This window comes from Streptomyces murinus (assembly GCF_002154555.1).
Classification (GTDB): domain Bacteria; phylum Actinomycetota; class Actinomycetes; order Streptomycetales; family Streptomycetaceae; genus Streptomyces; species Streptomyces murinus.
Genome location: NZ_MUNF01000389.1, coordinates 1 through 5,065 on the forward strand (window position 1 = coordinate 1; position 5,065 = coordinate 5,065).

General features: G+C 72.5%; 7 protein-coding genes. 3 read left to right on the top strand and 4 right to left on the bottom strand.

What is annotated here, in order from left to right:
- Nucleotides 1-167: 167 nt before the first annotated feature.
- The 3 genes from CCN72_RS23250 (at nt 168) to CCN72_RS23260 (ending at nt 2,911) form a co-directional block, all read left to right on the top strand.
- Nucleotides 168-512, top strand: coding sequence for a cupin domain-containing protein (locus tag CCN72_RS23250; RefSeq protein WP_037657327.1), 345 nt, complete (start codon nt 168-170; stop codon nt 510-512).
- A gap of 179 nt (nt 513-691) precedes the next feature.
- Nucleotides 692-1,849 (top strand): Gfo/Idh/MocA family protein, encoded by a 1,158-nt coding sequence (locus CCN72_RS23255; protein ID WP_279630271.1) that lies wholly within the window; start codon nt 692-694, stop codon nt 1,847-1,849.
- Between the two features lie 57 nt (nt 1,850-1,906).
- Complete coding sequence (locus CCN72_RS23260) at nt 1,907-2,911, top strand: Gfo/Idh/MocA family protein (RefSeq protein ID WP_086809268.1); 1,005 nt, start codon at nt 1,907-1,909, stop codon at nt 2,909-2,911.
- 24 nt (nt 2,912-2,935) lie between these two features.
- Here CCN72_RS23260 and CCN72_RS23265 read toward each other — a convergent pair whose 3' ends face one another.
- The 4 genes from CCN72_RS23265 to CCN72_RS23280 all read right to left on the bottom strand — a co-directional run.
- Nucleotides 2,936-3,130 (bottom strand): hypothetical protein, encoded by a 195-nt coding sequence (locus CCN72_RS23265; RefSeq protein WP_037657331.1) that lies wholly within the window; start codon nt 3,128-3,130, stop codon nt 2,936-2,938.
- Nucleotides 3,131-3,167: 37 nt separating this feature from the next.
- A complete protein-coding gene (locus tag CCN72_RS23270) occupies nt 3,168-3,608 on the bottom strand; it encodes a nucleotidyltransferase domain-containing protein (protein WP_244174405.1) in 441 nt (146 codons plus the stop codon).
- A 3-nt stretch (nt 3,609-3,611) separates the two neighbouring features.
- Entirely contained in the window at nt 3,612-4,514 is a 903-nt protein-coding gene (locus CCN72_RS23275; protein WP_086809270.1) for a sugar phosphate isomerase/epimerase family protein, read from the bottom strand.
- Nucleotides 4,515-4,516: 2 nt separating this feature from the next.
- A partial coding sequence (locus CCN72_RS23280; protein WP_143664174.1) for an ATP-binding cassette domain-containing protein occupies nt 4,517-5,065 on the bottom strand: 549 nt, incomplete at its 5' end.

Genomic DNA, 5,065 nt, shown 5'->3' on the forward strand with positions numbered 1-5,065 from the left:
ACCCCGCGACCCGCACGCCCCCCGGTCCGCGTGACCCGGGCGCCCCCAGTCCGCGTGCCCCGGCGCCCGCCAGACCGCGTGACCCGACGAAGTGTCCTCCGACCAGGCCCGATGCCGCACACTCTGTCGACGGCGGCGGGGATACGGGCCCCGTTAGGGTCGGGCCCATGACGCACAGCTTCGCGCTCCACATCCCCGACGCCGATCTCGAACCCGACCCCCTCGATCCCGGACAGATCGTCTCCGGGAACCCCGAGGTCACCGGGAAGGTGGTCTGGGAGTCGGCGGACGGCCGGCAGATCCGCGGGATCTGGCAGATCACCCCCGGTGTGGTCACCGACACCGAGGCCGACGAGCTGTTCGTCGTGATCAGCGGCTCCGCCACGATCGACGTCGAGGACGGTCCGACGCTGCGGGTCGGACCGGGTGACATGGCGGTGCTGCGCGCGGGCGACCGTACGACGTGGACCGTGCACGAGACGCTCCGCAAGGCGTACGCCATCAATCTGTAGGGGCACCCCCTGAGAGCTGTAGGGGCACCCCCGAGACCGCTGTGGGAGGCGCCCCCGGGACCGGCGATTTCGACGCTCCGCCCCGTTCGGGGCGTTGACAGCGCCACCATGTCAGGACAAAGGTGGCCGGGCGGGAAGGTGGACCGGTCCCGCGGTGCTGACGCGGAGAGGCGGGCAGGGTGGAGGAGCTGGGTGTCGCCGTCGTCGGGTTCGGCTGGATGGGCCGGGTGCACACCCGGGCGTACGCCCGTCTCCCCCATCACTACCCCCGGCTCCCGCTGCGGCCACGGCTGATCGCGGTCGCCGAGGAGGTGCCGGGCCGGGCCGAGGAGGCCGCCGGGCAGTTCGGTTTCGCCACCGCGACCCGCGACTGGCGGGAGGTGGCCGCCGATCCCCGGGTACGGGCGGTGAGCGTCACCACGCCGAACTTCCTGCACCGCCGGATCGGGGTGGCGATGGCCGAGGCGGGCAAGCATCTGTGGATCGAGAAGCCGGTGGGCCTGTCCGCCGGGGACGCCCGCGCGGTCGCGGACGCCGTCGCGCGGGCCGGGGTGCAGGGCACGGTGGGCTTCAACTACCGCAACGCGCCCGCCGTGGAGAGGGCCCGCGAGCTGATCGCGGGGGGCGGGATCGGCACCGTCACCCATGTGCGCATCCGGCTGTTCAGCGACTACGCCGCCCATCCCGACTCCGCCCTGACCTGGCGCTACGAACGGGAGCGCGGCGGCAGCGGGGTGCTCGGTGACCTGGCCTCGCACGGCGCCGACCTGGCCCGTTTCCTGCTCGGCGACATCACCGCGCTCACCGCCGACACCGCGGTCTTCGTCCCCGAGCGCGCCCGCCCGACCGGTGCCACCGCCGGTCACCCCCGCACCGGCGGCGGTGAGCGCGGCCCCGTGGAGAACGAGGACTACGTCAGCTGCCTGCTGCGCTTCGCCTCCGGTGCCCGGGGTGTCCTGGAGGCCTGCCGGGTCTCGGTCGGCGAGCAGAACTCATACGGCTTCGAGGTGCACGGCACGAGCGGCGCGGTGTTCTGGGACTTCAGACGGATGAACGAACTCGCGGTCAGCCGGGGCACATCCTTCCAGGACCAGCCGGTGAGCACCGTGTATGTCGGCCCGGGCGACGGTGAGTTCGCCGCGTTCCAGCCGGGCGCGGCCAACGCGATGGGCTACGACGATCTGAAGGTGATCGAGGCCCACCGGTTTCTGCGCTCCATCGCCGAGGGCACACCGTACGGCGCGACGCTCGCGGACGCGGTGCGCGGCGCGGTCGTCCTGGACGCGATGGCCGAGTCCGCCGCCAGCGGCAACTGGGTTGATTTGCAGGCAGGTTGACCGAGCCCCTTGGCGTCTCGCCTCTTTCGTTCGAACCCCTGAGGAGCGGCAACACCCATGCGTATCGGAATCCTCGGCCTCGGCCGCATCGGGGCCTTCCACGCCGAGACCCTCTTCGGGCTCGACGCCGTCGAATCGCTCGTGTTCGCCGATCCGTTCGCGGACGCCGCGAAGGCCGCCGCCGAGCGGTTCGGGGCACAGGTCGCGGACTCGCCGGGGGCGCTGCTGGCCGCGGGGGTGGACGCCCTGGTCGTGGCGGCGGCCACGGACGCCCATCCCGCGCTGATCCGGGCCGGGGTGGCAGCGGGGGTCCCGGTCTTCTGCGAGAAGCCGGTGGCCCGCACGATGGCGGAGGGCGTGGCGGTGCGCGAGAGCGTGCGCGGCAGCGGGGTGCCGATCCAGATCGGCTACAACCGCCGCTTCGACGCGGGCTTCGCCGCCGCGCGCGCCGCCGTACGCTCCGGCGAGTTGGGGGCGCTGCACACCGTGCGCTGTACGACGCTGGATCCGGCGCCGCCGCCGGCCGCGTACGTCGCCGCCTCCGGTGGCATCTTCCGGGACTGCTCGGTGCACGACTTCGACATCATCCGGTGGGTGACGGGGCGCGAGGTCACCGAGGTGTACGCGCTCGGCGGCAACCGGGGCGCCGACCACATCGCGCGGGCCGGTGACGCCGACACCACGGGCGCGGTCCTCACCCTGGACGACGGCACGATCGCGATGGTCTCCAACTCCCGCCACAACGGCCGGGGTTACGACGTCCGCATGGAGCTGCACGGCTTCGCCGACGCCATCGCCGTGGGCCTGGACGACCGGCTGCCGCTGCGCTCGGTCGAACCCGGGGCCGGCTTTCCGTCCGGCGCCCCGCACGGCTTCTTCATGGACCGGTTCGCGGCCGCCTACCGCGCCGAACTCACCGCCTTCACCGAGGTGGTGGCCGGTACCAGGCCGTCCCCGTGCACCATCGAGGACGCCCTGGAGGCGGGCTGGATCGCGGAGGCCTGCACGCTCTCCCGCGCCGAACACCGTCCGGTGTCGCTCGCGGAGGTGTGGCTGGCCTGACGGGCGCGGTATCGGGGGCTTTTGTCAGCCGCAGTACCGCACCAGCCACTCGTCCGCGTGATACCGGTCGCGGGCCGGGTCCGGCAGCGTCGCCGGGCTGGTCTCGACCGTGTCCTCGGGACGGATCCGCTCGGGCAGGGTGCCGAAGCGTTCCCGGCGCTGGGCCGCCGCCTCGGCGGTGTCCTGTGCCGTCTTCCGGGGTTCCGTACGGTGTGTCATCCTCGTCCTCCCGTCTGCGCGGGCGCCCCCGTTCATCTCAACAACGCCCACGTGCCCCCGGTTGGTTCCCGGCCGCGCCTGGCGCGAATCCGTCAGGGTTATGGAGGAACGACGCCCACCCCGGTGGCGTCACGGCCGACAGTGCCGGACCAACTCGGCGAGAACGCGCCGCGGGTCGTACAGCGTGCGCGCGCCCTCGGCGACGACACGACGGGTGCCGGGGTCGACGGGAGTCAGCGGTGTCGGTGAGGTACGGCGCGGGATCGGCCGTCAGCAGGACGACGTCCACGGCGGAGTCCGGGTGCGCGGCACCGCGTGCGCAGGAGCCGACGAGGAGGAGGCCGGCGTTGTCCTCGCGAGTCGCGGCCCAGCGGGCGAGGTGGTCGAGGCGGTCGAGGAACTCCCGTACCTCGGCGCAGCGTTCGGGTGGAACACCAGTCTGGTCCGGTGGGCTCTCGGCCGCGCCCGTACGCCTCATCCCTCACGCCCCGCAGGACCGCAGGAACCTTCGTGTCCGCTCCGCGATCGGCAGCGGCTTGTCCGGATCGCACGGGTACATGTCCTGCTCCACGATGGCGAAGAGATCCACCCCCAGTTTCTGCGCCGCCTCCAGCACGGGCCCCAACTCCGGTACTCCGTGCGGTGGTTCCCGAAAGACGCCTCCCGCCACGGCGGGCCCGAACGGCAGCCCTCGCGCGACGACCTCGGCGAGCACCGCGGGGTCGACCTGCTTGAGGTGCAGATAGCCGATGCGTTCGCCGTACGTCTCGATCAGCCTGACGCTGTCGCCGCCGCAGTAGGCGTAGTGACCGGTGTCCAGGCAGAGGCCGACCGAGCCGGAGTCGGTCGCGTCCAGGAAGCGTGCGACATGGGCCTCGGTGTCGATATGGGTGTCGGCGTGCGGGTGGACGACGATGTCGAGGCCGTACGTCTCCCTCACCCGGCGGCCCAGCCGCTCCATGCCCCGGGCGAGGTGGCCCCACTGCTCGGCGGTCAGCTCGGACGGCTCCAGGATCTCGGCGGTCCTGTCGTCGCGCCAGAAGGACGGGATCACCACGAGGTGCCGGGCGCCCATGGCTTGGGTGAGCGCGGCGACCTGGGAGACATGGGCCCAGGTGTCGTCCCAGACGGCGGGGCCCCGGTGCAGGCCGGTGAAGACCGTGCCCGCGGAGACCTTGAGGCCGCGGCGGGCCACCTCCTCGGTGAGCCGCGCGGGGTCGGTGGGGAGGTAGCCGTAGGGGCCGAGTTCGATCCAGGCGTAGCCGGCTTCGGCGACCTCGTCCAGGAAGCGTTCCCAGGGCACCTGCCGAGGGTCGTCGGGGAACCAGACGCCCCAGGAGTCGGGGGCGGAGCCGACCCGGATGCGGTCGAGGTCGTGCGGCATGATCAGGTGGTCCCTTCGGGGAAGGTGTCGCCCAGGTCCTCGGGCAACGCGTCGAGTTCCACGCCGCGCACCTGGGACAACTCGTGCTTGAGCGTGGCGAGTTCGGCACCGCCGGCCATGTGGTCGGTCAGTTGCTCCAGGGTGATGTCGCCGCGTGCGGCGGACAGTTCCAGGGTGCCGAGGCGCAGCACGCCGAAGTGGTCGCCGACCAGGTAGGCGTGGTGCGGGTTGTGGGTGATGAACACGACGCCGAGGCCGCGTTCGCGAGCGGCGGCTATGTATTTGAGCACCACGCCGGACTGTTTGACGCCGAGCGCGGCGGTGGGTTCGTCCAGGATGAGGACGCGGGCGCCGAAGTGGACGGCGCGGGCGATGGCCACGCACTGGCGCTGGCCGCCGGAGAGGGTGCCGACGGGCTGTTCCAGGTCGTCCAGGGTGATGCCCATGCGGCGCAGTTCCCGGTCGGCGGTCTCCTTCATGCGGGCGATGTCCAGGCGGCGCAGCGGCCAGGGGCCCCGGGTCAGCTCGGAGCCGAGGAAGAAGTTGCGCCA

Coding starts and splice junctions, on each gene's coding strand:
- CCN72_RS23275 (WP_086809270.1), bottom strand. CDS start 4,514: ATGCCGCACGACCTCGACCGCATCCGGGTCGGCTCCGCCCCCGACTCC.
- CCN72_RS23270 (WP_244174405.1), bottom strand. CDS start 3,608: ATGAGGCGTACGGGCGCGGCCGAGAGCCCACCGGACCAGACTGGTGTT.
- CCN72_RS23250 (WP_037657327.1), top strand. CDS start 168: ATGACGCACAGCTTCGCGCTCCACATCCCCGACGCCGATCTCGAACCC.
- CCN72_RS23265 (WP_037657331.1), bottom strand. CDS start 3,130: ATGACACACCGTACGGAACCCCGGAAGACGGCACAGGACACCGCCGAG.
- CCN72_RS23260 (WP_086809268.1), top strand. CDS start 1,907: ATGCGTATCGGAATCCTCGGCCTCGGCCGCATCGGGGCCTTCCACGCC.